24 protein-coding genes are annotated in these 26,061 nt (G+C 69.4%); 12 read left to right on the forward strand and 12 right to left on the reverse strand.

The annotated features are described in order from the left end of the window. Positions 1 to 47: 47 nt before the first annotated feature. The gene (locus ABNF93_RS07080; RefSeq protein WP_349326882.1) at positions 48 to 332 is read left to right on the forward strand and encodes a PIN domain-containing protein; all 285 of its coding nucleotides are present in this window, start codon (positions 48 to 50) and stop codon (positions 330 to 332) included. Between the two features lie 51 nt (positions 333 to 383). On the opposite strand, the gene ABNF93_RS07085 is transcribed toward ABNF93_RS07080, so the two are convergent. Beyond that, the gene (locus ABNF93_RS07085) at positions 384 to 1,475 is read right to left on the reverse strand and encodes a mandelate racemase/muconate lactonizing enzyme family protein (RefSeq protein ID WP_349326884.1); all 1,092 of its coding nucleotides are present in this window, start codon (positions 1,473 to 1,475) and stop codon (positions 384 to 386) included. A 354-nt stretch (positions 1,476 to 1,829) separates the two neighbouring features. On the opposite strand from ABNF93_RS07085, the gene ABNF93_RS07090 reads away from it, so the two are divergent. From ABNF93_RS07090 to ABNF93_RS07105, 4 genes are all read left to right on the forward strand, one after another. Next, on the forward strand, positions 1,830 to 2,639 hold the full coding sequence (locus tag ABNF93_RS07090) for an IclR family transcriptional regulator (RefSeq protein ID WP_349326886.1): 810 nt from the start codon (positions 1,830 to 1,832) through the stop codon (positions 2,637 to 2,639). 242 nt (positions 2,640 to 2,881) lie between these two features. After that, entirely contained in the window at positions 2,882 to 3,115 is a 234-nt protein-coding gene (locus tag ABNF93_RS07095) for a hypothetical protein (protein ID WP_349326887.1), read from the forward strand. 223 nt (positions 3,116 to 3,338) lie between these two features. Further along, entirely contained in the window at positions 3,339 to 4,427 is a 1,089-nt protein-coding gene (locus ABNF93_RS07100) for a mandelate racemase/muconate lactonizing enzyme family protein (RefSeq protein ID WP_349326888.1), read from the forward strand. A gap of 7 nt (positions 4,428 to 4,434) precedes the next feature. Continuing rightward, on the forward strand, positions 4,435 to 5,484 hold the full coding sequence (locus ABNF93_RS07105) for a mandelate racemase/muconate lactonizing enzyme family protein (RefSeq protein WP_349326889.1): 1,050 nt from the start codon (positions 4,435 to 4,437) through the stop codon (positions 5,482 to 5,484). 95 nt (positions 5,485 to 5,579) lie between these two features. Here ABNF93_RS07105 and ABNF93_RS07110 read toward each other — a convergent pair whose 3' ends face one another. From ABNF93_RS07110 to galT, 7 genes are all read right to left on the reverse strand, one after another. Next, positions 5,580 to 6,437, reverse strand: a complete 858-nt coding sequence (locus ABNF93_RS07110) for an alkaline phosphatase family protein (RefSeq protein ID WP_349326891.1) — start codon at positions 6,435 to 6,437, stop codon at positions 5,580 to 5,582. Between the two features lie 200 nt (positions 6,438 to 6,637). Next, positions 6,638 to 7,057 (reverse strand): GNAT family N-acetyltransferase, encoded by a 420-nt coding sequence (locus ABNF93_RS07115; protein ID WP_349326892.1) that lies wholly within the window; start codon positions 7,055 to 7,057, stop codon positions 6,638 to 6,640. A gap of 84 nt (positions 7,058 to 7,141) precedes the next feature. After that, positions 7,142 to 8,065, reverse strand: a complete 924-nt coding sequence (locus ABNF93_RS07120) for an acetamidase/formamidase family protein (protein ID WP_349326893.1) — start codon at positions 8,063 to 8,065, stop codon at positions 7,142 to 7,144. Positions 8,066 to 8,227: 162 nt separating this feature from the next. Continuing rightward, positions 8,228 to 9,124, reverse strand: coding sequence for a formylglycine-generating enzyme family protein (locus tag ABNF93_RS07125; protein ID WP_349326894.1), 897 nt, complete (start codon positions 9,122 to 9,124; stop codon positions 8,228 to 8,230). A 128-nt stretch (positions 9,125 to 9,252) separates the two neighbouring features. Then, complete coding sequence (gene galK, locus ABNF93_RS07130) at positions 9,253 to 10,407, reverse strand: galactokinase (protein ID WP_349326895.1); 1,155 nt, start codon at positions 10,405 to 10,407, stop codon at positions 9,253 to 9,255. Further along, complete coding sequence (gene galE / locus ABNF93_RS07135; protein WP_349326896.1) at positions 10,404 to 11,396, reverse strand: UDP-glucose 4-epimerase GalE; 993 nt, start codon at positions 11,394 to 11,396, stop codon at positions 10,404 to 10,406. Before galE ends, galK begins: the two co-directional genes overlap by 4 nt. Next, positions 11,393 to 12,598 carry a galactose-1-phosphate uridylyltransferase gene (galT, locus tag ABNF93_RS07140; protein WP_349326897.1) on the reverse strand — a complete coding sequence of 402 codons (1,206 nt, stop codon included), beginning with the start codon at positions 12,596 to 12,598 and terminating at the stop codon, positions 11,393 to 11,395. Before galT ends, galE begins: the two co-directional genes overlap by 4 nt. A 299-nt stretch (positions 12,599 to 12,897) precedes the next feature. On the opposite strand from galT, the gene ABNF93_RS07145 reads away from it, so the two are divergent. The 4 genes from ABNF93_RS07145 (at position 12,898) to ABNF93_RS07160 (ending at position 17,051) form a co-directional block, all read left to right on the forward strand. After that, positions 12,898 to 14,238: a hemolysin family protein gene (locus tag ABNF93_RS07145; protein WP_349326899.1), complete on the forward strand. Its 1,341-nt coding sequence runs from the start codon at positions 12,898 to 12,900 to the stop codon at positions 14,236 to 14,238. 283 nt (positions 14,239 to 14,521) lie between these two features. Continuing rightward, a complete protein-coding gene (gene trpS / locus ABNF93_RS07150; RefSeq protein WP_349326900.1) occupies positions 14,522 to 15,529 on the forward strand; it encodes a tryptophan--tRNA ligase in 1,008 nt (335 codons plus the stop codon). 10 nt (positions 15,530 to 15,539) lie between these two features. Beyond that, positions 15,540 to 16,088, forward strand: a complete 549-nt coding sequence (locus tag ABNF93_RS07155; RefSeq protein ID WP_349326901.1) for a 2'-5' RNA ligase family protein — start codon at positions 15,540 to 15,542, stop codon at positions 16,086 to 16,088. Between the two features lie 9 nt (positions 16,089 to 16,097). Next, positions 16,098 to 17,051, forward strand: coding sequence for a YihY/virulence factor BrkB family protein (locus ABNF93_RS07160; RefSeq protein ID WP_349326902.1), 954 nt, complete (start codon positions 16,098 to 16,100; stop codon positions 17,049 to 17,051). 138 nt (positions 17,052 to 17,189) lie between these two features. Here ABNF93_RS07160 and ABNF93_RS07165 read toward each other — a convergent pair whose 3' ends face one another. After that, the gene (locus ABNF93_RS07165; RefSeq protein WP_349326903.1) at positions 17,190 to 18,536 is read right to left on the reverse strand and encodes a D-alanyl-D-alanine carboxypeptidase family protein; all 1,347 of its coding nucleotides are present in this window, start codon (positions 18,534 to 18,536) and stop codon (positions 17,190 to 17,192) included. Between the two features lie 75 nt (positions 18,537 to 18,611). On the opposite strand from ABNF93_RS07165, the gene ABNF93_RS07170 reads away from it, so the two are divergent. Further along, positions 18,612 to 19,574, forward strand: a complete 963-nt coding sequence (locus tag ABNF93_RS07170; RefSeq protein ID WP_349326904.1) for a threonine/serine dehydratase — start codon at positions 18,612 to 18,614, stop codon at positions 19,572 to 19,574. A 9-nt stretch (positions 19,575 to 19,583) separates the two neighbouring features. Here the strand turns inward: ABNF93_RS07170 and ABNF93_RS07175 are convergent, their stop codons facing one another. The 3 genes from ABNF93_RS07175 to ABNF93_RS07185 all read right to left on the reverse strand — a co-directional run bounded on the left by ABNF93_RS07175 (position 19,584) and on the right by ABNF93_RS07185 (position 22,249). Then, positions 19,584 to 19,811, reverse strand: coding sequence for an SCO4848 family membrane protein (locus ABNF93_RS07175; protein WP_349326905.1), 228 nt, complete (start codon positions 19,809 to 19,811; stop codon positions 19,584 to 19,586). A 3-nt stretch (positions 19,812 to 19,814) separates the two neighbouring features. Further along, positions 19,815 to 21,041, reverse strand: coding sequence for a glycosyltransferase (locus tag ABNF93_RS07180; protein WP_349326906.1), 1,227 nt, complete (start codon positions 21,039 to 21,041; stop codon positions 19,815 to 19,817). A gap of 71 nt (positions 21,042 to 21,112) precedes the next feature. Beyond that, the gene (locus ABNF93_RS07185) at positions 21,113 to 22,249 is read right to left on the reverse strand and encodes a glycosyltransferase family 4 protein (protein WP_349326907.1); all 1,137 of its coding nucleotides are present in this window, start codon (positions 22,247 to 22,249) and stop codon (positions 21,113 to 21,115) included. 221 nt (positions 22,250 to 22,470) lie between these two features. On the opposite strand from ABNF93_RS07185, the gene ABNF93_RS07190 reads away from it, so the two are divergent. Both ABNF93_RS07190 and ABNF93_RS07195 read left to right on the forward strand, forming a co-directional pair. Next, positions 22,471 to 24,087 (forward strand): acyl-CoA mutase large subunit family protein, encoded by a 1,617-nt coding sequence (locus tag ABNF93_RS07190; protein ID WP_349326908.1) that lies wholly within the window; start codon positions 22,471 to 22,473, stop codon positions 24,085 to 24,087. A gap of 755 nt (positions 24,088 to 24,842) precedes the next feature. Then, positions 24,843 to 25,811 (forward strand): hypothetical protein, encoded by a 969-nt coding sequence (locus ABNF93_RS07195; RefSeq protein ID WP_349326909.1) that lies wholly within the window; start codon positions 24,843 to 24,845, stop codon positions 25,809 to 25,811. Positions 25,812 to 26,061 lie beyond the last annotated feature (250 nt).

Genomic DNA, 26,061 nt, shown 5'->3' on the forward strand with positions numbered 1-26,061 from the left:
CGCCAGGCCCCGACCAGCGGGGTAGGGCGGGGCCGATTGCCGAGCACGTGGTCATGGAACTTCTCGCGGGAGCACACGGAAGCCGTGCCCTCGATCAGATCGGGAAGATGCTGGCAGGACTTCCGGTGCTGTCCGTCGCCACGCATCTCGACGTCCATCACGCCGCTGCGCTCTGCCGTGACGCACGTTCGTCAGGGCGCACCGTACGCAAGCTCATGGACCGTCAGATCGGCGCGGTCGCCTTGCGCAATGACGCGATCCTCGTCCACAAGGACGCCGACTTCGATGCGATCGCGGACCTGATGCAGGTCCGTTGGGTGAGCTATTGCTGAAGCGGCGACCTTGGATGGCAGGTCGCCCGCGAAGCATCGCCCGCGACCGTCCTACAGCGTGGACACCTGGCGTTCGGTGGTGCGCAGGAACTCCGGCAGGATCTCGACTCCCCAACCCGGAGTGGCGGGTAGGGCGACGGCACCGTCGACCACCCGCAGCATGGGTTCGTAGACCCCGTTGGTCCAGGGGACGTCCTCGATGCTCCACTCGTGGTATTGGTGGCAAGCTGGCATTGACGCGGCCACATGCAGGGTGAACAGCTGCAGCATCGACTGGTTGGCGCAGTGCGGCGTGCACGGGATGCCTGCGTCCTCTGCCATCCTGGCGACCCGGCGGGCCCGTGCGACGCCGCCGAGGTAGCCGATGTCGGGCTGCACGATGTCGACCGCCCGCATGGCGATCATCCGGCGGAACTGGACGAGTGAGTTGTCCTGCTCGCCACCGGCCACGGGAATGTCGAGTGCCGCCGCCACCTGCGCGGAACTCTCCAGCTCGGGATAGGGACAGGGTTCCTCGAAGTGGAAGTAGCCGTTGTCCTCGAGGATGCGACCGACCCGGATCGCCCGTGACACGGTGAAGCCACTGTTGGCGTCGGCGTTGATGTCGAAGTCGTCACCCATCGCCTGGCGGATGTGCGGGATGATCTTCTCGGTACGCCCGGGAGCCGCGTCACGGTCACTTGCCATGACATCGCCGATCCGGATCTTCGCGCAGCGGAAGCCCTGCTCCTCCCGCAGGCGCAACAACCGCTCCGCCTCGGCTTCGGGAGTGATCGCCCGGCTCATGCTGGAGGCGTACATCGGGACGCTTTCCCGCACTCCGCCTCCGAGCAGCTTGTAGACCGGTTGGCCGGTCACCTTTCCGAGCAGGTCCCACAACGCGGTGTCGACGCCACACAGGGCCCGGTAGAGGAACGAGCTGGGGAACTTGTACTCCTTGCGGACGCAGCGTTCGACAAGTGCTTCGAGATCCCAGGGATCCTGGCCGAGGAAGTGCGGTGCCACCATGTCGTGAAGGACGTGGACCGTGATGCCCGCGCGGTAGGGCGACGTCTGCCCGATCCCTTCGGCGCCGTCGTCGGTCCTGACCCGGACGATGGCGATCTGATCAGCAAGGAATGTCTCGATGCTCGCGATCTTCATCGGTGTGCTGGCACCCTTCCATCGGCGCGTCATCTTCTGCAGCAACCAGTCCTACCGCGGACACATCCGGCTCCGCCTGCGCTGCCTGATCTGATGCGGAGTCTCGGTCCGTCGCCGCATTCCATGCCGCGATCTGTTGCCCTGCAGGCTGGTGGTTCAGTAGCTTTCCTACTCGAAACATTTCGCATATTCGAATTGCATCCGCATATACGAATAGCCGGGCGAGCACTGGCAGCGTAGTCCGGCGTTCTGCGGAGCGGCAAGACGCGGGCCACGACGTGGCCGTTGCCGGGCGCGACCGCCGGCCTTTCGACGACAGGCAACGTTCGACCAGGTATCGAAGGTGGTTGTGCGATGACGGAGCCGCGATTTCGGCCGGTGAAGTCGGCCGACCGGGTTCTCGCGATCCTCCAATGGCTCGCCGCCAGCGGCCGCCCTCGGACGCTCAGCGAGATCAGCCGAGAGCTCGACATTCCCGTCAGCAGCCTGCACGCGATCCTGCGGACGATGCAGCGCCGGGGTTGGCTCGAGACAGACGAGACGGGAATCCGCTTCGGAATCGGTGTCGAGGCGTTGCGGGTGGGTTCGTCCTACGCCCGATCCGACGACGTCCTGGTGAGGGCCGAGCCGGTACTCGACCGGCTTGCCGAGGAGACGGGTGAGACCGTGCACTACGGGCGGCTCGACGGGGAACACATCGTCTACCTGGCCAAGCGGGACTCCCATCACTCGTTGCGCATCCACTCCGCCATCGGTCGGCGGATCCCCGCCCATGCCGCGGCATTGGGCAAGGCGATCCTCGCGCGGCGCTCGGATGCGGAGGTCCGGGCGATCCTCGGTGACGCGCTACCCGCTCTCACGAAACGCACCCGAACGAGCGTGGACCGGTTGCTTCGCGACCTGGCCAAGGCGCGCAAGCTCGGCTACGCCACCGAACGGGAGGAGAGCGACCAGGGCCTGGGGTGCGTCGCCGTCGCGGTTCCCGACCGGTCGCCGCCGCGGGACGCCATCTCGGTGGCGGTTCCGACGGCCCGTCTCAGCGCGGCGCGGGTGGAGGAGTTGGCCGACCTGCTCATGCGGTGCCAGACGGTTCTCTGCGAGCGGCTCGCACTGCCTTCACCATCGCCGTCGTCGGAGCCGGGCTTCCTGCGAGACCTCGACTAGCGCGAGACGCGGGCGGCCGTTGGCGGCGTCGTCGCTGCGTCCGACGTGGAGCGGACACACTGCGAGCGGCTCGGCAGGAATCGGCCAACGGAGAGGTGGTTGCGTAGCCTTGACCCTCCTCGCGGGCCGCGGCTAGCGTTATTGACGCTCGCCTATCCGAAATGTTTTCAGGTTGACGAAATAGCCAATCCAGGGCGCGAATCTACTTCGCCCTTTCGCACTCCGTTGCAGCGGAAGGCCCTATGACATCCCGGATCGAGGCCGGACCAGTCCCGGTCGCGGCGCGCCGCGGTGGCCGCCGCGCACTGGTCGGATGGTTGTTCATCGGGCCGGTGATCTTCGGCGTCATCGCGTTCCAGTTCGTTCCGGTCATGGTCTCGCTCTACGCCTCGCCCACCGACTGGACCGGGCTCTCCAGCATCGCCTTCGGGTTGGTTCTCGCCCTGCTCTGCAACTTCGTCCCCAGATCGACCTGATCTACAGCGGCCAGAAGTCGGCGGCCGAAGCCCTCGGCGAGGTGAAGGACCGAGTGGAGCAGGCGCTCGCAAGCGGCAGCGGATGAGCACGTTGCCCTGGCCGGCTACGAGTTGTGGGAGGTCTGACGCCTTCTCGAGCGTCGAACCTCCCACCACTCATAGGACAGCGGCCTGGAAACGCCAGGACCATGACGGAGTCATCTGAACGGGAGTAGAGGAGTCTATGCGGATCACGAGAGTCGAATCGATCGTCCTGCTCGGGCGCTATCACCTGGTGAGGGTCCACACCGACGAGGGGGTGACCGGCGGCGGTGAGGTCAGCCCGATGAACGCCGCGGTGACCCACACGCTGGTGGAGAAGGCACTCGCGCCGATCGTGGTCGGCGAGGACCCGGCGAACATCGAACGCCTGTGGCACGCGATGTACCACAAGCCCTACAAGCTCGGGCCGATGGGCGCGCAGCTCAACGCGATCGCCGGCATCGACATCGCGCTGTGGGACATCGCCGGCAAGGTGGCGGGAAAGCCGGTCCATGACCTGCTGGGTGGGAGGTTTCGCGAGGCACCCGAGGTCTATGCCAGCTCCATGCAACGCGGGATGACGCCCGCGGAGGAGGCCGCGCGGGCGGTGTCCTTCGCCGAGCAGGGTTATCGGGCGTACAAGATCCACTCGGCGACGCCCTGGATGTACGACGACGGTTTCGACCAGACCCTCGACACGGTGCGGGAGATGCGGGCGGCGGTCGGGCAGGACTTCGACATCCTGGTCGACGTCAACAACTCCTATTACCCGCACACGGCGATCAAAGTCGCCCGCCGGTTGGAGGACTATGGCGTGTGGCACTTCGAGGAGCCGTTGGCCGCACACGACTACGACGGCTATGCCGCGCTCGCCGCGGCGGTGGACATTCCCATCGCGGCGGGAGAGCAGGAATACACGAGGTGGCAGTTCCGGGACCTCATCCTGCGGGCGCAGGTCGACATCCTGCAGCCCGACGTCATCAAGTGCGGCGGCATCACGGAGTTCGTGAAGATCGCCGCGCTCGCCCAGACGTTCAACAAGCCGATCACGGTCCACAACACCCAGCCGACGATCGGCACCCTCGCCCATCTGCATCTGTGGATGAGTACGCCGAACTGCGTGTATCCACAGGAGTACAACATCGAGCCGCATCCGCTACGCGACGAGTGGCCGATCTGGACCGAGCCCGTCCTGGTCGAGAACGGCCGCATGCGGGCATCCGGGAAGCCCGGACTCGGCGTCGAACTCGATGATGATGTCGTACGCCGGCTGGCCGAAAGGGAAGGGTGAGGAAGCTGTGCGAGTCAAGGAGATCCGGGTCAGCTACGAACGGCGGCCCCACTCGGCGAGACCGATCCGGGACGCGTTACAGACGCTGAGTGGCGGCGGCAGTGTCCTGGTGGAAGTCGAGGCGGACGACGGCCTTGTCGGCGAGGCACGGACGTCGTTCGGGCGTGGCGACGGGGCGCCCCGCACCCTGGCGGTGCTGATCGAGGAGGAGTTGGCGCCGAAGGTCGTCGGTGCCGACGCCGAGCAGATCGGCGCGATCATCGAAGCGCTCAAGGTCGAAACCGAGTACCACGGCAGCTCCGGGCTCACGACGTTCGGGATCAGCGTGGTCGACGTCGCGCTCTGGGACCTGCTGGGCAAGGCGCATGGCGTGCCGACCTATCGGCTGTGGGGTGCCTATCGCGACCGGGTTCCGGCGTATGCCATGGTGGGGTGGGCAAACTTCAGCCTCGACGAGTTGCGCCAGCAGTGCGTAGCCGCTGTCGGCGACGGATTTCGCGGTGTGAAGATCAAGGTGGGTGACGGGTCACTCGACCAGGACGTTCAGCGCATCGAGGCCGTCCGCGCCGAGGTGGGTCCCGACATCGCCATCATGGTCGATGCCAACCAGGTCCTGACCGTGAGCGAGGCGCTGCGCCGGGGTGAGGCGTACCAGGCGATGGGTCTGACGTGGTTCGAGGAACCCCTGCGGGCAGGGGACTTCGCGGGCTACGCCGAGCTCACCCGCCGGCTCACCATACCGGTGGCGGCGGGCGAGAACCTCTATGGAGCAAGGGAGTTCCGGGACTTCTTCGAGGGGCGATGCTGCGACATCGTGCAACCGGACCTGCGCCGCGCGGGTGGCCCGACCGAGATCCGGGCGGTCGGTGCGCTCGCCGCGGCTTTCGACATTCCGTACGCTTCCCACGGCGGAGGCCCGGCCGCGCTCAGCCTGTTACTGGCCGCACCGACCGCGATCTGGCTCGAGACCGGCCTGCGGTCATCGCCCGATGCGTACCCGCGACTGGAGGACGGTTGCGCGCTCGCCCCGCAAGGTGTCGGTTTCGCGTGGGAGTGAGGCTGGCTGCCCGGCGGCGCTAGGGGCGCCGGGCCCCATGATCATGAAGGATTTTCGGCACATGGCCCACTTTCCCTTCATGATCACGATCATGATCACCGGGTGAAGGGGCGGCCGACCAGTTCCCACGAGGGATCGAGCGGGATCCCGAGCGAGGTGAGCACCTGGGCGCACACGTCGGCCTGTTCGAGGTCGGCGGGCGCGGTGGTCGGGACCGTGGGGCCGTAGGCGGCCATCCAGGCGGTGCGTTCCTCGGGGGAGTCGCCGCCGTGCCCGCCCGCGTCGACGTGTCCATGGTCGGTCGCGACGATGACGGTCCAATGCTCCTGGGCGGCCGTGGGCCGGGCGAGGATGGTGTCGAGCACCTGGCCGATCCGTGCGTCACTGCGTTCGATCGCGGCCGTGTAGTCGGGGCAGACGCCGAACTCGTGCGCGATGCCGTCGGGGCTGCCGAAGTAGACGAACGCCGCCGTGATGTCCTCGCTGCCGAGGACCTTGACCGCGTCGGCGGCCACGGTGGTCTCCGCGACCTCCCACTCCTCGATGCCGTGGTCGGGGTGCTCGACGACGAGATCTCCGCCGCCGCGGAAGATCGGCCCACCCTGGGCCTCGCTCACGAGGGGTGGCCAGTTCGCGGCGGCGTACGTCCGCGCCCCGGGAATCTCCTGGCGTACGCGGGTGAGGAAGTCGGGATGCTCGTCCAGCCGGTGTCCGCGCATGTCGTTGTTGGCGATGTTGTTCGTCGGAGCGAGGACGCCGGTGGCCATGGTCGACCAACAGGGCCCGGAGATCGTCGGTCCGGCGGCGTTGACCCGGAGCGGTGTGAGGAACCCCTGCGCCCCGATCGCGTCGATGCGTGGTGTGTGCGCCGCCTGCAGGGTGTCATAGCGCACCCCGTCGACGCCGAACACCACGACCCTGCGGGAACGTGCGCGGGCCTGGTCGTCGGACATGTGTCACTCCTGGTTCGTGTGCGTCGGCGTACCGGCTCGACCGTCCATGCTTGCGGGCTCCGCCCCGACCGTCCAGCATCCGCCCTTGGCCCGTCGCGGCCATCTGGGCGTCCGGCGCGAGATTCCGGCGTGTGCGGTGGCGGTGGCCGGTATGCGGGGTGGCGGGGCGTACGGGTGGCCGGTAGGAGGGGTTGCGGGAATCAGGTGTTCGGCTCGGTCGCTGTTTCCAAGCCGAAGAGCGGTAGGCATGGCTCCCGCCCGTCGATCCACACCGGCATTCCCGCCGGACCCGTCTGGAACCGTTCCCAGCGCTCCCTGGTGAGGTGCAGCCGTTGCTGCGTGGCGCGTACGCCGCGACGCGCGCGGAGCGAGGTTCCGTCTGGCTCGTAGCCGAACTTGCGCGACACCGCCAAGGACGCCGGGTTGTCGGTGAATGCCTCTGACCTTGCCGACTCCGCACCCAGGCCGGCGAAGGCGAGATGAAGGACGGCGGCCCGCATCTGAGTGGCGATGCCCTGGCGGTGGTGCCGTCTGCCCACCCAGGAGCCGGTGCGCACCTCGCGGACGGCGGCGAAGTCGTTGGCGCCGACTTCCTGCGTACCAACGAGCCAGTGGCGCATGCCGGCGATTCTGCTGCGCCATGCCGCCGGCTGGCCACGCGTTTTCGCCCGTCCCGACTGGGGAGCCGGCCGTCGACCAGGATCTCAGCGTACGGCGTCGCGGCGCAGCACGGCATGCACGCCCCAGGTCTGGTTGGCCACCTGAGTGATGCGCAGATCGACCGTGGTGCTGGCGAGCGCGAGCGCCTCCGCCTTGCCGAGGGAGTACGCCGTACCCATCCACCCCAGCATGTCGTCCAGCGCCGAGACCATCGCCTGGTTGAGATCGGCATGGAAGCCGAAAGTGACCCAACTCGTCGGTGTCTCCGCATGCACCGTCGGCAGCGGCCGATCCGTGGCCAGGGTGAGTTCGACGTGCGTGGTCATGCCGCACTCGATCGCCGTACCACCGACCTCCCCGTCGCCCTGTGCCGCATGCCCGTCGCCAAGGCAGATCAGCGCGCCCGGAACGGTGACGGGCAGGTAGAGCGTCGAGCCGGCCACGAGGTCCCCGCAGTCGATGTTGCCGCCACCCGCTGGCCGCGGAGGGATCGTGGAGTGCTCGCCCGGCTCGTCGGGCGGCAGGCCGATCAGGCCGAGGAACGGCGCGAGAGCGACCGTGTGGCCCCGATCGTTCGTACCCAGGCACCGTTCGGCATCAAGCTCCCACAGCAGCCACGCGGGCTCGCCGCCCGCGACGCCCAACTGCCGGTTGAGCGGGGTGTCGCGCCCGCCGGCGACCGTGAAGCCCCAGTCGTCCGGCCGCAGCGAGACCAGGTGGACGCCGAGCATCATCCCGGGCGCCGCCCCGCGGACGAAGATCGGTCCGGCCAGGCAGTGGCCGCGCCGGTCGGTGTGCATCGTCGGGCGCGTTTCGCCTGGTGTGCGTTGGCGCTCCAGATGACCAGAGGCGTTGAGCGTACGAACGACAACGGAATCCCCCGGGTCCACCGTGAGCACCGGCGAGAGTTCGCGGGAGAGGACGTCGGTAACGGTATCCGGACTCGGGTCGAGTCGATGCTGGGTCACAACGCTCCTTTCGGATCCACACCCGGCCTGCAGAGCGCGATCCTCTGCGAGAGCCGGGCTGCCGGCACTCTTCCATGATCATGAGAGAGAAATCGGGCACTCTCGCCTCGCCGAGTGGCCGGTTTCTCCCTCATGATCATGGAATCCGAGGCGACGCCATGTTCAGAGGGGGTCGGCGGCGCAGCGGAAGCCGAGGTTGCCGGCGGAGCTGTCCGGGGTGTTCTTCGTCCGGGCGGCGACGCGGTAGCGGTTGCAGTACGACGCATGGCACAGGTAGCTGCCGCCGCGCATGACCCGCGCGTCACCGGAGCCCGGCCCGACGGGGTCCATCCGCGTCGCAGGCGCTTCGGCGGCATGCCAGTCGGTGCTCCACCAGTCGGCGCACCATTCCCACACGTTGCCGGCCACCTCGTAGAGGCCGAACCCGTTCGGTGCGTACGACTTGACCGGTGCGGTCCCGGAGAACCCGTCGTCGGCGGTGTCCACCCGCGGGAAGTTGCCCTGCCAGATGTTGCAGCGGTGCCGCCCGCGCGGGGTGAGGTCGTCGCCCCACGCGTACCTCGCTCGCGGGAGGGCACCCCGCGCGGCACATTCCCATTCCGCTTCGGTCGGCAGGCGCTTGCCGGCCCAGCGGGCATAGGCGTACGCATCGAGCCACGACACGTGGACCACCGGGTGCTGCGGCCGCCGCGCGACGTCGCTGCCGGGGCCCTCGGGTGCCCGCCAACTCGCACCCTCGACGGCGAGCCACCACGAAGCACCAGGCACCGACGCGTCCATGACATGCCGGCGCCCCACGGCACCGACGAAGAGATGGAAGACGAACGACCAACCGAACGTCTCCGCCTCCGTCACATAGCCGGTGGCCTTGACGAACGCCGCGAACTGCCGGTTGGTGACGGCGGTCGCGTCGAGGAGGTACGAAGAGAGTCGGACGCTGCGCACCGGGCCTTCGCCGTCGTCGGGAAACGCGTCGGGGTCGTCGCCGCCCATGGCGAACGTACCGGCCGGGATCCGTACCATCCCGCGGGCGATGTCGCGCGGGTCGCGCGCTGGCACAGTGAAAGGCAACTCGACCGGACCGGTGGACGTCGCGGTGGTCGGGGCCAAGTGGTCGCGACCGATGGGGGTCTCTCCGCGTGCCTCGCCGGAGGAGGGTGCGCAGCAGGCCGACATGTGGGCAGCCTTCAGGACAGCCGGCGGGCGCCGGGTGACGCCTCCGCGACGAACCACGCGGGCGTTGTGAACCCGGCCGCGGAGAACGCCGTCGCCACCCGCTGGGCGACGGCCTCCGCCGCGTCGGCTTCCACCAGCGCGATGACGCAGCCGCCGAAGCCGCCGCCGGTCATCCGGGCCCCGAGCGCTCCCGCGTCGAGTGCGGCGTCGACGGCGGTGTCGAGTTCGGGCACCGTCACCTCGTAGTCGTCCCGCAGCGAGGCGTGCGACGCGGTGAGCAGTGGGCCGATCTCGCGCGCGGACGAGGTGCGCAGGCGCTCGACGGTCTGGCGTACCCGGTCGTTCTCGGTGACCACGTGGCGCACCCGGCGGCGTACGACCTCATCCGGCAGGCGCTCCAACGCCTCGTCGAGTGCGGTGCCGTCGCGGGAGGGGTCGTCGAGGTCGCGCAGCGCGGACAGGCCCAGTGTCGCGGCAGCATCCTCGCACGTACGCCGGCGGACGGCGTACTCTCCGTCGACCAACCGGTGCGGTGCGCGGGTGTCGATCACCAACAGGGCAAGGCCTTCGACGGCAAGGGAGAACGGCACCTGTGCGGTGTCGAGTGACCGGCTGTCGAGGAACAACACGTGGTCGCGGGTGCAGAGCAGCGCCGCCGACTGGTCCATGATGCCGCACGGTACGCCGACGAACGCGTTCTCGGCGCGCTGCGCGATCCTCGCGAGCGCCGCGCGTTCGACCGCGAGATCGTGCAGGTCGACGGCCGCGAGTGCGGTCGCGCATTCCAGGGCCGCCGAGGACGACAGACCGGCGCCAAGCGGGACGTCACCGTCGACCAGGATGTCCATGCCCGCGACGTCGTAGCCCGCGTCCCGCAGCGCCCACACCACACCGGCGACATAGGCCGCCCAGCCGTCGACCTTGCCCGGCGCCAACCCGTCGACGGGGGTCTCGACCCGCCCATCGGCCTGCTGGGATGCCACGCGGAGCAGGCCGTCGTCGCGTTTCGCCACGGTCGCCACGACACTGTGTGGCAACGCCAACGGCAGGACGAAGCCGTCGTTGTAGTCGGTGTGCTCACCGATCAGGTTGACCCGTCCTGGAGCCACCCACGCGCCGTCGGGCGCGTGTCCGAACGTCTCCTCGAACCTCTCGCGCAGGTTCACCGTGCACTCCCTCCCGCAGCCGCGCTTCCGCCGGGCGCTTCCGGCAGTCCCTGCCGGAAGGCCCACGCGTCGGCCACCATCGTGTCAAGGCCGCGTTGCGGGGACCACCCGAGCTCGCTCCTCGCCCGCTCGTTCGACGCCACCAGGGCGGGCGGATCACCTGGCCGGCGTGGGTTTTCGGTGACCGGGACCGGCCGCCCGGTGACCCGGCGTACGGCCTCAAGCACTTCCTGCACCGTCGAACCCGCGCCCGTGCCCAGGTTGCACACCAGGTGGCGGCCGGGCGCCGCGGCGTCGAGGGCCCGCAGGTGGGCGTCGGCGAGATCGACCACATGGAGATAGTCACGGACGGCGGTTCCGTCGCGGGTCGGGTAGTCCGTGCCGAACACCTTCGCCTGCTCGACCTCGCCGGCCGCCACCGCGAGAAGGTTCGGGATCAGGTGCGTCTCGGGGTCGTGTCGCTCACCGAGCTGGCCATAGGCCCCCGCGACGTTGAAGTAACGGAGGCTCACCGCGGCCAGGTCGTAGGCACGGGCCTCACCTTCGAGCATCCGGTCGACGGCCAACTTCGAAGCACCGTAGGGATTCGTCGGCACCGGTGGGGTGTCCTCGGTGATCGGCATCGTCGCCGGCTCGCCATAGGTGGCCGCGGTCGAGGAGAACACGATCCGTCGAACGCCGTGTGCGCGCATCGCGTCGAGCAGCGCCAACGAACCACCGACATTGCCCCGCCAGTAGCGATCCGGGTGCCGCACGGACTCCGCGACGAGAGACTTGGCGGCGAAATGCAGGACCCCGTCGTACGACGGATCGAGCACGTCACCGGCACTGTCAATTCCACCTTGCACGAAACCCGCGCCGGCCGGTACCGCGTCGGCATGACCGGTCGAGCAGTCGTCGAGCACGGTCACGTGGTGGCCGGCCTCGAGCAGCAACGCGGTGACGATCCCGCCGATGTAGCCCGCGCCTCCGGTGACGAGCAACTTCACAGCGACTCCCGCAGCCGAGTGGCGATGTCTTCCGGTCGTACGTCGTTGATCCAGACACCCATCGCCGACTCCGAACCGGCGAGGTACTTCAGCTTGTTGGGCGCGCGGCGGATCGAGAACACCTGCAGGTGAAGGGACATGAGATCACGGCCGGCTCGCGTCGGCGCCTGGTGCCAGGCAGCGATGTAGGGCAGCGGGTCGTCGGCAATGCCTTCCTGAGCGGTGCGTTCCCGAGGGCGGTCCTGGTCCCCGACAGTGCTTTCCCGGGGACGACCCCGGACCCCGAAGTAGCCGTCCAGCGCACGCAGCAACTGGAGGTAGAGCGGCCCGAAGTCGTCGCGTTCGGCATCGGTGAGGGCTGGCAGGTCGGGCACCCGGCGACGCGGATGGAGCTGCACCTCGACGGGCCAGCGCGCGGCCGCCGGCACGTACGCCGTCCAGTGGTCGGTCTCGGCGACGACCCGTATCCCCTCGGCACGTTCAGCGGCCAGCAAATCGTCGAAGAGATTCCCCGACGTCCGGGCGGCGTACGCCCGGGCCGATGCCAGCATCCGCCGCGTCCTCGGCGTGACGAACGGATAGGCATAGATCTGGCCGTGCGGATGGTGCAGCGTGACGCCGATCTCCTCGCCGCGGTTCTCGAAGCAGAACACCTGCTCGACGCCCGGCATGGCGTTCAGCTCGGCGGTGCGGTCGGCCCAGGCCTCCATGACCGTCCGCACGCGTGTCGGCGTCAACGAACCGAACCCCGTGCCGTGCTCCGCGGTGAAGCAGACCACCTCGCACCGACCCACACCCGGCCGGCGCGCGAAGGGGTCGGGCGCCTCGGAGTCCACCTCGGGCACGCCGCCGCCCGCGCCGGCCGCCGCGCTGATCACCGCGTCGGGGGGACCCAGGAGGCCGAACGACGGAAACCGGTTCTCGAACACCGCCACGTCGTAGTCGCTCGCCGGGATCTCCGTCAGCCGTCCCGGGCGCGACGGGCACAGCGGGCACTGGTCAGCCGGCGGCAGGAAGGTCCGGCCCTGCCGGTGCGCGGCGACCGCGACCCACTCGTCGAGGACCGCGTCGTAGCGAAGCTCCGATCCGCCGGCACGCTCCGGAAGGTCCCGCAGGTCGAGGGCCGACCGGTCCGCGCCGTCGGTCTCGTCGAAGTAGATCAGCTCGCGTCCGTCAGCCAGCCGGGTGGTCGTTTTCTTCATGCCTGCCCGAAATCTCCCCACCGGTCCGAGGCACGAGGTCCTCGCGACACTCGTGCGACATCGCGTACGACGAATCTCCCCGACGAATCCGCGCGGCTCTGCGCGACGAAACCGATCCGGTCCCGCATACGTCGGAGAAACCTTAGAAGCTCCACAAGATCCCATCCTGCCGGGCCACTCCCAGAAGGGTTCGTTACCGTGCGCCGTGCGGCGCCTCATACTCTTGGGCCATGGCGAAGACCAGCAGTCCCGGCTCCCATACCGGCAGCCTGCGCCACTGAGCAGGCGGTGACCAGCACATGAACGGCGTCCTGGCCAACATCGGACTCGCGCTGATCTTCGTCCTCATCGGCGGTGTTTTCGCCGCGGCCGAGATGGCGCTCGTGTCCCTCCGGGAGGGTCAGGTCAAGACTCTGGCCCAACGCGGCCGGCGCGGCGAGCGGGTGGCACAGCTGACCCGGGACCCGAACCTGTTCCTGTCCTCGGTCCAGATCGGTGTCACGCTGTCGGGCTTCCTCGCCTCGGCGTTCGCGGGCGCGAACCTGTCCTCGGACCTGGCGCCGGTGCTCCGACGGATCGGGGTGCCAGGTGGCGCCTCGGAGCCGGTGGCGCTGGTCCTGATCACGGTGGCCGTGTCGTACGTCTCGATCGTCCTCGGCGAGCTGGCCGCCAAGCGCCTGGCTCTGCAGAACGCCGAAACCTTCTCGATGGCGCTCGGCCCGTTCATCCACCGGGTGGCGCGCCTGTGCCGGCCGATCATCTGGTTCCTGTCCAAGTCCACCAACGTCGTCGTACGCCTGCTTGGTGGTGACCCGAACGTCGGCCGCGAGCAGATGTCCGACGAGGAGTTGCGCGAGCTCGTCTCCGCCCACGAGACCCTCGGTGAGGAGGAGCGGGCGATCGTCGATGAGGTGTTCGCCGCCGGTAGCCGGCAGCTGCGCGAGGTGATGCTGCCTCGGACCGAGGTCGACTTCCTCGACGCCGACATCCCCGTCTACAAGACCGTCAAGATGGTCAGCGACCGGCCGCACTCGCGCTACCCGGTCATGCGGGGTGACGCCGACGACGTGGTGGGCTTCGTCCACGTCCGCGACCTGCTGAACCCCGAGGTCGCCACCCGGTCGGTGCGGGTGGGCGACCTGGCGCGGGAGGTGCTGCTGCTGCCCGGCACGAAGCGGCTGCTGACGGCGCTGTCGGAGATGCGTTCGACCAGCCAGCACCTCGCGATCGTGCTCGACGAGTACGGCGGGACGGCCGGCATCGTCACCCTCGAGGACCTGGTCGAGGAGCTCATCGGCGACATCCGGGACGAGTACGACACGGTGGCCGAGGCCTCGTCACGCCGGCTGGTCTCCGGCGACGTCGAGGTCGAGGGCCGGCTGGGGCTCGACGACTTCACCGACGAGACCGGGATCAGCGTTCCGGACGGCCCGTACGAGACCGTGGCCGGGTTCGTCATCGCCCGGCTGGGACATCTGCCGTCGGTGGGGGAGCAGGTGGAGTTCGAGGGGCACCTGTTCACGGTGATCGAACTCGACGGCCGCAGGGTTGCCCGGTTGCGGTTCAGCCCGCGCCCGCCGGACGCCGCGCCCGAGCCGGCCGCCTCCCGCCCCGCCGCAGGGGCGCCGACCGCCGAGTGACCTCAGCTGTCGGGAGTCTCGCCGCGCGCGCCGCCCGCCGAGCCGGCCGGTAAATGACCACGCTGAGCAGGCCTCTGGTACCCGGACACGGCGTCGGCACCTGTTTCGCGACCACTGGCATGGGCAGCGTGGTCATTTGCGGGGCCCCGGGCGGGGGCCGCGCCGCCGGCCCGGGCGGCGGCCGGGTCGCGGGCCCAGGTGGCGGCCGCGGACAGGGCCGGTTCGGGTTGACCGGGTGGACTCGCGGATCAATGGCGGATCGAGCCCTGGCACAATCTTGGGCATGTCGCGACCGCGCGTGTTCTCGGGCATCCAGCCCACCGCTGACTCGTTCCACCTCGGCAACTATCTCGGCGCCGTCCGGCAGTGGGTGGCGATGCAGGACACCTCCGACGCGCTGTACTGCGTGGTCGACCTGCACGCGATCACGATGGGCCATGACCCGGCTCTGCTGAAGGAGCGCACGCTGCGTTCGGTGGCCCAGCTCGTGGCCGCTGGTCTCGACCCGGAGCGGTGCACGCTCTTCGTCCAGAGCCACGTCGCCGAGCACGCCCAGCTCGCCTGGGTCCTGGGGTGCCTTACCGGCTTCGGCGAGGCCAGCCGGATGACACAGTTCAAGGACAAGACGGCTCGCGGCGGCGCGGAGAGCGCAACGGTGGGCCTCTTCACCTACCCGGTCCTCATGGCCGCCGACATCCTGCTCCACCGCACCAACGCCGTTCCGGTCGGCGAGGACCAGCGTCAGCACCTCGAGCTCACCCGCGACGTGGCACAACGCTTCAACGCCCGCTTCGGCGAGACGTTCGTCGTGCCGGAGCCGTTCATCCTCGCCGAGACGGCGAAGATCTACGACCTGCAGGACCCCAGGTCCAAGATGAGCAAATCGGCGTCCGCGCCCGGCGGCATCATCGAACTGCTCGACGATCCGGCGGTGTCGGCCAAGCGCATCCGCAGCGCGGTCACCGACTCCGGCCGCGAGGTCCGCTTCGACGAGAACGAGAAGCCGGGCGTGTCGAACCTGCTCAGCATTCTCTCGGCCCTGACGGGCCGGCCCGTCCCCGAGCTGGAGGAGGCGTACGCCGGCAAGGGTTACGGCGACTTCAAGCGGGACGTCGCCGATGCGGTCGTGGAGTTCGTGACACCCTTGCGGGAGCGCACGCTGGCACTTCTCGAAGACCGTGAGACCCTCGACGGCATCCTCGCCCGCGGCGCCGACCGCGCCCGGGACACGGCGGTGGACACCCTGCGCACCGTGTACGAGCGCATCGGATTCGTACCCTCGAAACGATAGGTGGTCGCGCGTGCGCACGATCGGCGTCGCCATCGCGATCCCGGAGCCGTACGGCGGCGAACTTCAGCGCTGGCGAGCGGCTCTCGGTGATCCACTGGCCGAGGCGATCCCCACCCACGTCACGTTGCTCCCGCCGACGCGGCTCGTCGACGAGGAGATGCCGGCGATCGAACGGCACCTTCTCGCGGTGGCAGAGTCGGCCCGTCCGTACGACATGCGGCTGCACGGCACCGGCACCTTCCGTCCCGTCTCGCCGGTGGTGTTCGTCGCAGTGGCCGAGGGCATCTCGTCGTGCGAACGCCTCGCCACCGGTATTCGCAGCGGGCCTCTCACGCGGGAGCTCGCCTTTCCGTACCACCCGCACGTCACCATCGCCCACGACCTGCCCGACCACATGCTGACGAAGGCGTACGAAGCACTCGACCTCTACGAATGCGCCTTCACCGTGGAGGCGTTCAGCCTCTTCGAACACGGCGCCGACTCGGTGTGGCGGCCGCAGCGGGACTTCGCTCTCGGCGGGCCCCTTCCCGGTCCGCATCCACCGCCCGATCCCGGGTAGCGATAGGACGTGAACCTGGAGCGGATCAAGGACCGGCTGCGGGCGGTCCTTGAGCGGGCCCGGGCGCGCTCCGGCCTGCTCGACCATCTCGTGCGGGCGGTCGAGCACTACTCGGCGGTGATGGGTACCCAGCTGGCGGCCGCCGTCACGTACTTCGCGTTCCTGTCGTTCTTCCCGCTGGTCGCCTTGTGCTTCGCCGCGGTCGGTTTCGGGGTCGCCTTCATCCCGGGCGTGGAGCAGGCGGTGACGTCGGCACTGGTGCAGACGTTCCCCGGCATGATCGGGAACGCACCGAACCAGATCGACGTCCAGGCGATCGCCCGCCAGAAGGCGAATGTCGGCGTGATCGGGCTCCTTGTCCTGCTCTATTCGGGGCTCGGCTGGGTCTCGGCGCTGCGTACGTCCCTGCAGGCGGTGTTCGAGTCCGCGCCGGAACGCAAGCGTGGACTGGTCAAGGGCAAGGCCTACGACCTCCTGGTGCTCGTGGTCGTCGGCATCGTGCTGGTCACATCGGTCGGAGTGGGCACGGCGGTGACGGGGTTCACCGAGATCATCCTCGACCTGCTGGGACTCCGCGGCGTGCCCGGAGCGGGGGCGCTGCTGTGGGTGGGCGCGCTGCTGGTCGGGGTCGCGGCGAGCGTCCTGCTCTTCTTCGTGATCTACCGGGTGCTGCCCCGGCACGACGTGTCCGGCCGGGCGATCCTGGGGGGTGCGTTGCTGGCAGCCATCGGGTTCGAGGTGCTCAAGCAGCTGGCGAGCATCGTGATCGGCTTCGTGACGAGGAACCCGTTGTACGGCGCCTTCGCGATCATGGTCGCGCTGCTGGTGTGGATCAACTACTTCTCCCGGCTGGCGGTCCTCGGCGCCGCCTGGGCCGTCACCACTCCCGACGAGCAGCCTCCGGACGAGCGAACCCCCGAGAGGCCCACCCCCGTCCCCGACGACCCCACCACGACCCCGTGATCATGATCGTGATCATGAAGGCATTGCGGCGTATACGCGACATTCTTTCATGATCATGGGACCCCGCGCGCGGCCACGCCGTCGCGGGAGCCACGACGTCAGGTGGTCTGCTTACCGCGGGCGGCGTCGGGCGGCCAGCTAGCCGCGGGCGACGGCGCGGGTCCGGGCGTCGGACTGGCGTCGGGAACGGACGTAGCCGTAGACCCGCATGCTGGCCAGCACGATGAACAGCACCAGGGCCGCCCAGATCCACAGCGGCAGGCGTTGCAGCGCTCGTGGAAGCACCGCCACCGTGGTGTCGACCGGTGGCGCCGCACCGACGGTCGGTGCTCCGGTCGCCCCGTCGGCGCCGGCCGTGGGTGCCTCCGCCGGGGCGGTGTTGGGTCCGGCTGTGGGGGTCAGCGCCGCCGTCTGGGCCTCGACCGCCTGGGTGACATCCTTGGCGGTGACGAGGGTGCCGACGGGGGTGATGTCGCCGGCAACGGAGTAGCCCCAGTCGAGGAGGTCCGCCGCCTTCTCCCAGGACGGGCTGTCGGTACGCATCAACGACACGACGAGGCGCCGGCCCTGCCGCTCGGCGGCGCCGATCAGCGTGTGGTGCGCCTTGGTCGTGTAGCCGTTCTTGACGCCGATGGCGCCTGGGTACTCCGTCATCAGGTCGTTGAGGTTCTGGATCTGGAACGTCTTGCCGTTCCGCCCGGGGAAGTCGTAGCGCAGGGTCGATGCGTACTTGCGGAAGTCCGGCCGCTCCAGGCCGGCCCGCGCGAAGAGCGCGAGGTCATAGGCCGACGACACCTGACCTGGTTCGTCGAGCCCGCTGGTGTTGACCACGTGGGTGTCGTACGCGCCGAGCCGGGCGGCTTCGTCCATCATCAGCCCGAGTGCGGTATCCATGCCGCCGCTGGCGTTGGCGAGCGCGTTGGCGGCGTCATTGCCCGACGGAAGGAAGAGGCCGTAGAAGAGTTGGTCGATCGTGTAGATGCGGTCGGCTTCCAGACCGACCTTGCTGCCCTCCATGTCCGCGTCGGCGCGGACAGCGGTGTAGCGGGCGCGTTTGTCCAACCTGGGCAGCAGGGTGAGTGCGGTGAGTGTCTTGAGTGTGCTCGCGGGGGGCAGCCGCAGGTGGGGGTTCTTGGCCGCGAGGATCTCGCCGGTGTCGATGTCGGCGACGACGTAGGACTTGACGTCGACGTCGGGCGGTTCCTTTGCCGCGTCGGGATCGACGATCACCTTGTCGAGCTCGGCGAGGGACTCACCACCGACGGGGCCCTGGAACGGGCTCGCCTCGCGGCCGCCGGGTTCGGGCGACTCCGTCGCGTCGGGACTCGCGCTGGGCTTGGCTGTGGGAGTGCCGGGGGCGAGGGGTACGACCGGCTGGGCGGTCGCGGGTAGCGTGACCACGCTGAGCGAGATCAGGGTGGCGAGGACGGCCACGGCGGCGGTGCGCGTGGCACGACGACAACGAGTACGGAAGTCCCGAGTCATGGTGCCGTCAGAGTAGTACGCCCAGTTCAGATGCCGTTTGTGTCGACCCGATCATTCCGCAATCCTGGGAGCAATATGAGAGCGCCTGATTTCGTAGTGTCACCAAGTCGTGATGATCTTCGCGCTGCCGCCACACGGTTGGCGCCGCATGTCAGGCGTACGCCGGTCATGGAGATCGATGGCGGCGACCTTGGCACAAAAGCGCGGGTCGTCCTCAAGCTCGAACTTCTGCAGCACACGGGTTCGTTCAAGGCCCGTGGCGCTCTCAACACGTTGCTCACCCGGTCGGTCCCCGTCGGCGGTGTCGTGGCCGCGTCCGGCGGCAACCACGGTGCGGCAGTGGCGTGGGCAGCGAGCCGGGCAGGCGTACCCGCGCAGGTCTTCGTACCCGCGACGTCCCCTCCGGTGAAGGCGCGCCGGATCGCGGCCTACGGCGCCACTGTCGTCGTCGTGGACGGGTACTACCCCGACGCCCTGGCCGCGAGCCGGGAGTGGGCGGCCGACCGGCAGGTCACCGAGGTTCATGCGTACGACGCTTCCGAAGTGGTCGCCGGGCAGGGCTCGCTCGGTCTCGAACTCGCCGACCAGGTCCCGGACGCCGACCAGGTGCTGGTGTCGTGCGGCGGCGGAGGACTCTTCGCCGGTGTGGCTCTCGCCCTCGATGGCGGCCCGATGGTGCTCCCCGTCGAGCCCGAACGCTGCCGCACCCTCCACGCGGCACTGGCAGCCGGCGGACCCGTTCAGGGCGAGGTGGGTGGGGTGGCGGCCGACAGCATGGGTGCCGCGACCGCGGGCCGGATCGCTTACGAGGTTGCCGCGAGCCGGGGCATCACTCCGCCACTTGTGCCGGACGACGCGATCGTGACGGCGCGGGAGTTCCTGTGGGAGCGTTGCCGGATCCTGGCCGAGCCCGGTGGTGCGACCGCGTTCGCGAGCCTGTTCTGCGGTGTGGTGCGCCCCGCCGCCGGTACGACCGTCGTGGTCGTCGTCTCCGGCGGCAACACACTCGAGATACCGGGCGCGACGTCCGAGGCGTGACGCGCCCGCTCAGCTCGCCGGGTCCCGCCGTCGCTCAGCTCGCCAAGCCCTCCAGCCAAGGATGGCGAGCACCACGGCGATCGCAAGATTGACCACGATGAGAACCGTGTGCGCGACATAGAACCCGGTCGGCCGGCCCTCGGTCGCGGCGAGGTTACGGATGAACACGGCATAGGTCACGACATTCCACGCGGCGACGACGAGCAGGAACGCGGCGATCCTTCTGGTGATGCGCACCCGTCAAGTATGCGTACGTGCGCGGCCACTCGTACGCACGCGGGCCCTCCGGCCGGTGGCGGCATGGACGTCGAGCATGGCGGATACGGACGCGCTCCACGGATAGCACTCCGCCTGCTCGCGCGCGGCCTTTCGGCGGGCGTCGCGGTCGCGCGCCAGCACACCGGTCACCGCGGCCGCGAGTGCCCGCGGATCTGGTTTCGCCCAGGCACCCGAGGCCAGCGTGACGAGCTCCCGGCCACCACCGGTGTCCGCCGTCACGACCGGCGTCCCGCAGGCGAGCGCCTCGAGGATCGCCAGCCCGAACGTCTCGAACGGGCAGACCGACAGCGACACGTCCGCGGCGGCGAGTTCGGCAGCCAGCGCGAGCCGGTCACCGACGTACGGATGGAAGACGACCGGTGCGTCACCGGCGAGGTCCTGCAGGGCCGCGCGGTCCGGGCCGTCACCGAAGACGTCGAGCCGGAACGCAAACCCCTGCCGGTGCAGCTCGACCGCGGTCGCGACGGCGAGGTCGGGCCGCTTCTCCTGCGACAACCGACCGGCGTGGATGAGACGGGGGACCTCGCCATCGCGGTCGGCGCCCGCGGCGCCCGCGGCGCCTGCGGCACCGACGGCACCGACGGCACCGGTGGCAGCGGTGCCACCGTTGGCACGGGTGGCAGCGGGCGAAGCGCGGTCCGGATGGAACGTCGTGAGGTCCACGCCAAGCGCGACCTGGCGTACCGGCCGCACCGCGACCCGCTCGAACTCCCGCGCCGCGAAGGCCGACGTGACCACCACCTGGTCGAACCGCCGCAGCAACGACCGGTTGAGGAGGTTGACGCCCGCGACCAGGCCGGGCCGCCACCCGATCCGCGGACTGAGGTGGGTGTCGAGGCGCTCGTGGGAGAGCAGGACGCTGCCGCCGTCGTGCCGCCGCGCCCATCTCGCGGCGGTCGTCATCGTGAGCTTGTCCGACACCTCGACGTTGGTGGGGCGCAGCCGGTCGAGTACGTCGCGGATCCGCCAGGTCTCGGGGACCATGCGGTAGGACGTACCGGGCAGGAGTGGAGCGCGGAACGTCACGACCAGGCCGTGCTCGGTCTCCTCCCACGCGTCGTACGGCCCGGGAACCAGCAGGGACCGGCGGTGCCCAGCCTCGACGTACCCACGACCGAGCGCGTCGATGGCGGTACGCAGACCGCCGGACGAGGGGCCGTAGAAGTTCGCCAGCTGGGCGATGTGCATCGATGTCCTCCGGTCACGGGCGGGCTGGTCGTGCGTACGGCGGCGACTCAGGTCGTGCGTATGGCGGCGACTCAGGCAGCGAGCGTCGGTGTCGCCGGGCGGCGGAGGACCGCGCGGTAGTGCACCTCGATCAGCTCGTCGAGGATGCGCTCCCAACTGCGCTCGCGCACCGACATCCGGGCGGCCTCGCCCATCTCCTGCCGCAGCGGCTCGTCGTGGGCCAGCTGGAGTACCGCATCCCGGAACGCCTGCACCGCCACCTCGGACTCGACCGGCGGATACAGCAGGCCCGTACGTCCCGGAACGACGAGATCGAGCAGGCCGCCAGCGGCCGGGGCCACGACGGGTACGCCGCTGGCGAGTGCCTCCTGGGCCGCCTGACAGAACGTCTCGTGCGCTCCGGTGTGGACGAAGACGTCGAGGGAGGCGATGGCCCGGGCCAGGTCGAGGCCGCCCTGCATACCGAGGAACGCCGCGCCGGGGGCCTGCGCGCGTACCTCGTCGATGGCAGGTCCGTCACCGACGACGACGAGCCGGACACCGGGCAGCCCCGCGATGTGCCGGAGCAGGTGGACCCGCTTCTCGGTTGCCACGCGTCCGACGTAGCCGACGAGGACCTCGCCGCCCGGCGCGAGACGACGGCGAAGGCCCGGGTCCCGGCGGGACGGATGGAACCTCCGCAGGTCGACACCGCGCGGCCAGCAGTGCAGGCGCGGCACCTTGATCTCGGCGAGCTGTGCCAGTGCCGCCCGGGACGGCGCGAGCGTCCGGCCGGCACGGGCGTAGCTCCGCCGCATCCACGCCCACAGCGCGCGCTCGACCCCGACGAAGCCGTACTGCTGGGCGAAGCCCACCACGTCGGTCTGGTAGATGGCGACGGTCGGGATGGCGAACTTCTCCGCCGTACGCAGCGCTGACATGCCGAGCATCAGCGGCGACGCGAGGTGGATGACGTCCGGTGCGAACTCGATCACCGCCTTGCGTAACCCCGCGTCGGGAAGCCCGAGCGGGAAGTCGGGGTACATCGGCAGCGGCAGGCTGCGCACCCGGACGACGGGGGTGGGACCATGAGCGTCCTCACCTGGGCCTGGTGCGACGATGAGTGCCTGGTGCCCCCGCTCGACGAGATGGTCCACCAGGTGTCGCACCGAGTTGGCGACACCGTTGACCTGAGGCAAGAAGGACTCTGCGATGACGGCGACTCGCACGACTCCCCACGTTCGTGGTTGGAGGTAAACGGGCGGGACTGATCGTATTGCCGATCCGGGTCGAGTCTATGAGCCCTTCTGACCTGGACGCTTGTGGCGCCGTACGCTGGCGGCATCCGTGTCGGCAGGATGACGCTGAGACACAATTGCCGCTGGGCTCCGCCCGCTGGAGGCGTACCGCCTCCTGTGGCCGCCGAGGCACACACGCCGGAGGACGCCGGATGACTGATCGTTCCGAGCCGGAGGCGGTCCCGACGCCTCCCAGAGTGACCGAGTCGGGACTTCCGTTCCGGGCCGTCTACGGACCGTCAGATCTCGCCGGCTGGGATCCGGCGGACAAGATCGGCGAACCTGGACGGTATCCGTACACCCGCGGTGTGTACGCGTCGATGTACACGGGTCGGCCGTGGACGATGCGGCAGTACGCGGGGTTCGGGACGGCGGCGGAGTCGAACCGGCGCTACCACCAACTGATCGAGGCCGGCAACGCGGGACTGTCGGTGGCGTTCGACCTGCCCACCCAGATGGGGTACGACTCGGACGCGCCGGTCGCGCACGGTGAGGTCGGCAAGGTCGGCGTGGCCATCGACTCGATCGACGACATGCGGTTGCTCTTCGACGGGATCCCGCTGGACCAGGTCTCGACGTCGATGACGATCAACGCGCCCGCCGCGGTGTTGCTGCTGCTCTACCAACTGGTGGGGGAGGAGCACGGTGTCGCGCCCGGCCGGCTGAGCGGCACGATCCAGAACGACGTGCTGAAGGAGTACATCGCGCGGGGCACCTACATCTATCCGCCCAAACCGTCGCTGCGGTTGGTGTCTGACATTTTTGCGTACTGTCAAGCGGAGCTTGCGCGGTTCAACACGATCTCGATCTCGGGTTACCACATGGCCGAGGCGGGGGCGACGCCGGCGCAGGAGATCGCGTTCACGTTGGCGAACGGGATCGAGTACGTCCGGGCGGCGGTCGCGACGGGGCTTGCCGTGGACGACTTCGCTCCGCGGTTGTCGTTCTTCTTCGTGGCGCGGACGACGTTGCTGGAGGAGGTGGCGAAGTTCCGCGCGGCGCGGAGGATCTGGGCGCGGGTGATGCGGGAGGAGTTCGGGGCGGCGAACGCGAAGTCGATGATGCTGCGGTTCCACACCCAGACTGCCGGGGTTCAGCTGACCGCGCAGCAGCCGGAGGTCAACCTGGTCCGGGTGGCGCTGCAGGGGCTGGCCGCGGTGCTGGGAGGCACGCAGTCGCTGCACACGAACGCCTACGACGAGGCGATCGCGTTGCCGAGTGAGAAGGCGGCGCGGTTGGCGGTGCGTACCCAGCAGGTGTTGGCGTACGAAACCGACGTGACGAAGACCGTCGACCCCTTCGCCGGGTCGTACGCCGTGGAGTCGTTGACCGACGCGGTGGAGGACGAGGCGGTCGCGCTCATGGAGCAGGTCTCCGACCTCGGCGGTGCGGTGGCGGCGATCGAGAAGGGCTTCCAGAAGGCCGAGATCGAGCACGCGGCCTACCGGATCGCCCGGCAGATCGACGACGGGGAACGCGTCGTCGTCGGGGTCAACCGGTTCGTGACGCCCGACGACGAGGCGTACCAGCCGCTGCGGGTCGACCCGGCGATCGAGGAGGCCCAGCGGGACCGGTTGGCGAAGCTGCGCGCGGACCGCTCCGGCGCCGAGGTCGATCGCGCACTGGCGGCGTTGCGAGATGCGGCGGCCGGCGCCGACAACGTGCTCTATCCGATGAAGGATGCTCTCGCCGCCCGCGCCACAGTCGGCGAGGTCTGCGACGCCCTCCGCTCCGTGTGGGGCGTCTACCACCCCGCCGACGCCCTCTGACCCCTCTCGGGTATCCGGGCGGCGTCAGGGTGGGATCCGGGTGGGATCCGGGCGTGGGTGGGGATTCGGGCGTGGGTGGGGGTTCGGGCGTGGGTGGGGATTCGGGCGTGGGTGGGGATTCGGGCGTGGGTGGGGATTCGTACCAGATTCGAGTGGGATCCGGGCCGGGGCGGGTACTCGTGCCGAATTCGGCTGGCGGCAGGTGCGCGGCCATCATGGTCAGCGTCCTTCCCGTGATCATGATCGTGATCATGAAGGCCCTGCGGAGCTATAGCCCCTTCGGCCTTCATGGTCCGGTTTCGCTTCATGGTTCGGCCAGTTGGGGTCGCCGTGGCAGGTAGCGCGGGACCGACGTCGGTCCTGCGGCGGTGGGGCGAGGTCGTTTGGATGCCCTCCGCGTGTGTGCCCGCCGCCGGGTTTGGTGCCGCGGGATGGCGCCGCAGGGGTTGGTGCCGCAGGGTTTGGTGCCGCGGGATGGCGCCGCAGGGGTTGGTGCCCGCCGGGTGCCGCCGCCGCGGGATGGTGCCGCAGGGGTTGGTGCCCGCCGGGTGCCGCCGCCGCGGGATGGTGCCGCAGGGGTTGGTGCCCGCCGGGTGCCGCCGCCGCGGGATGGCGCCGCCGGGTGCCGCCGGGTGTGGCGGTCCATTTGGGGTGCGGTGCGCCAGAAACTATCCACAGGTGCGAAATCGGCCCAGTCGTCCACAGCCTGGTCCCGGGCAGCCACCTGACTGCGTAGGGCCGTCCATGCTCGAACCATGGCTGAACACCGGATACCGCGAAGCCTCCGCGAGACCATCGCGGCGCAGGAGGGCGTCCTCACCCGCCAGCAGCTCACCCACGCGGGCCTTCCCGGGGACCTCGTGCGTAGCAACGTGAGAGCAGGGCGCTGGCAGCGCGTGCTTCCACGGGTATACGCCACCTTTACTGGCCCGCTGACACGCTCTGCGCAAGTCTGGGCCGCCCTGTTGTACGCCGGCGCAGGGGCGACCGTGAGTCATGAGACCGCGGCAGAGCTGTGGGGTCTCGTCGACCAGCCGGGGCACGGTGTTCACGTGACGATCGGCGTGGATCGCCGGGTGAGAAGCCTGGTAGGCGTACAAATCCACTACTCGTATCGACTCGACGCGACCCGGCATCCCAACCGGAGGCCACCGGTGACGAACGTCGAGGAGACCGTCCTCGACCTGGTGGATCAGGCCGAGCGTCCGCAGGACGCCGAGATGTGGGTGATCCGCGCCTGCCAGCGCCGACGTACGACACCTGAGAGGCTCGGGATCGCGTTGGACGCTCGGAAGAAGATCCGCTGGCGGAGCGAGGTGCAGCGCCTGCTCGTCGACGTGTCGACGGGCGCCGAGTCGCCCCTTGAGATCACCTACGCCCAGAGGGCGGAGCGTGCCCACGGACTGCCTCCGGGCCGTCGGCAGCGTCACCGCCGGTTCGGCCAGCAGAGTCGACGGAGCGACGTGGAGTACGAGGACTTTCGGACAGTCGTCGAGCTGGACGGGCTGACCGGCCACACCGAAGAAGGGCGGTTCCGCGACTACCAGCGGGACAACGACACGAGTGTTCGTGGCCGCGTCACCTTGCGGTACGGATGGACAGACACGACGACGAGGAGCTGCCACGTCGCCTGGCAGGTGGCCGAGGTCCTGAAGGCGAACGGCTGGCAGGGCCGCCCGCGACCGTGCGGCCCCTTCTGCGCAGTCGGTGAGCTCGCGGCGTGAGCCAGCGCGGTCGGTGAGATCGCCCGGACTTGAGTCCGCACTGTTGCGATCACGCCGCGGCGGAGCCTTGTAGGCCGTGGGGTCTGGCTCGCCGCGGAACCACCATTTCTCGCCGACTCTCGTTCCGACGCCCCGGCCGAGATCATGAAGCGAAACCGGACCATGAAGCGAAACCGGACCATGAAGCGAAACCGGACCATGAAGCGAAACCGGACAATGAAGCGAAACCGGACCATGAAGCGAAACAGGG

The sequence above is a fragment of the Actinopolymorpha sp. B9G3 genome (assembly GCF_040120725.1).
GTDB lineage: Bacteria > Actinomycetota > Actinomycetes > Propionibacteriales > Actinopolymorphaceae > Thermasporomyces.

Bases quoted from the DNA above. Each gene is read 5' to 3' on its own strand.
- ABNF93_RS07085 (WP_349326884.1), bottom strand. From the start codon at position 1,475: ATGAAGATCGCGAGCATCGAGACATTCCTTGCTGATCAGATCGCCATC.
- ABNF93_RS07090 (WP_349326886.1), top strand. From the start codon at position 1,830: ATGACGGAGCCGCGATTTCGGCCGGTGAAGTCGGCCGACCGGGTTCTC.
- ABNF93_RS07095 (WP_349326887.1), top strand. From the start codon at position 2,882: ATGACATCCCGGATCGAGGCCGGACCAGTCCCGGTCGCGGCGCGCCGC.
- ABNF93_RS07100 (WP_349326888.1), top strand. From the start codon at position 3,339: ATGCGGATCACGAGAGTCGAATCGATCGTCCTGCTCGGGCGCTATCAC.
- ABNF93_RS07110 (WP_349326891.1), bottom strand. From the start codon at position 6,437: ATGTCCGACGACCAGGCCCGCGCACGTTCCCGCAGGGTCGTGGTGTTC.
- ABNF93_RS07115 (WP_349326892.1), bottom strand. From the start codon at position 7,057: ATGCGCCACTGGCTCGTTGGTACGCAGGAAGTCGGCGCCAACGACTTC.
- galT (WP_349326897.1), bottom strand. From the start codon at position 12,598: ATGAAGAAAACGACCACCCGGCTGGCTGACGGACGCGAGCTGATCTAC.
- ABNF93_RS07145 (WP_349326899.1), top strand. From the start codon at position 12,898: ATGAACGGCGTCCTGGCCAACATCGGACTCGCGCTGATCTTCGTCCTC.
- trpS (WP_349326900.1), top strand. From the start codon at position 14,522: ATGTCGCGACCGCGCGTGTTCTCGGGCATCCAGCCCACCGCTGACTCG.
- ABNF93_RS07165 (WP_349326903.1), bottom strand. From the start codon at position 18,536: ATGACTCGGGACTTCCGTACTCGTTGTCGTCGTGCCACGCGCACCGCC.
- ABNF93_RS07170 (WP_349326904.1), top strand. From the start codon at position 18,612: ATGAGAGCGCCTGATTTCGTAGTGTCACCAAGTCGTGATGATCTTCGC.
- ABNF93_RS07180 (WP_349326906.1), bottom strand. From the start codon at position 21,041: ATGCACATCGCCCAGCTGGCGAACTTCTACGGCCCCTCGTCCGGCGGT.
- ABNF93_RS07190 (WP_349326908.1), top strand. From the start codon at position 22,471: ATGACTGATCGTTCCGAGCCGGAGGCGGTCCCGACGCCTCCCAGAGTG.
- ABNF93_RS07195 (WP_349326909.1), top strand. From the start codon at position 24,843: ATGGCTGAACACCGGATACCGCGAAGCCTCCGCGAGACCATCGCGGCG.